This window comes from Allobosea sp. FBZP-16 (genome assembly GCF_002831785.1).
Classification (GTDB): domain Bacteria; phylum Pseudomonadota; class Alphaproteobacteria; order Rhizobiales; family Beijerinckiaceae; genus Allobosea; species Allobosea lupini.
This window is the reverse complement of sequence record NZ_LNCQ01000010.1, coordinates 1-205: the sequence shown is the minus strand read 5'-3', so window position 1 is coordinate 205 and position 205 is coordinate 1. Positions and strand designations below refer to the sequence as shown.

Annotated in this window: 1 protein-coding gene; it reads left to right on the top strand. The window is 71.7% G+C overall.

Annotation, left to right across the window (positions count from 1 at the left end):
- The coding region (locus CXY91_RS02570; protein ID WP_158673241.1) for a hypothetical protein at positions 1–205 on the top strand (205 nt) is incomplete at both ends.

The following is a 205-nucleotide window of genomic DNA, read 5'->3' as shown; positions in this document are numbered from 1 at the left end:
CAAGGGCACCGGCTCCGACGCTCTGCAGGTCGGTATCGGTTCTGCGGCGGCGAGCGGCGCTGCCGCGATCACCGACGCTCAGACCGGTGGCGCCAACACGGCCGTCGGATTCGCCGCCGCGGATCGCACCGGCGCCGGCCTCACCTCGTCGGGCATCACCTCGGCGGTGCGCTCGAACCTGATCGACCAGTACAACGACCTGCGC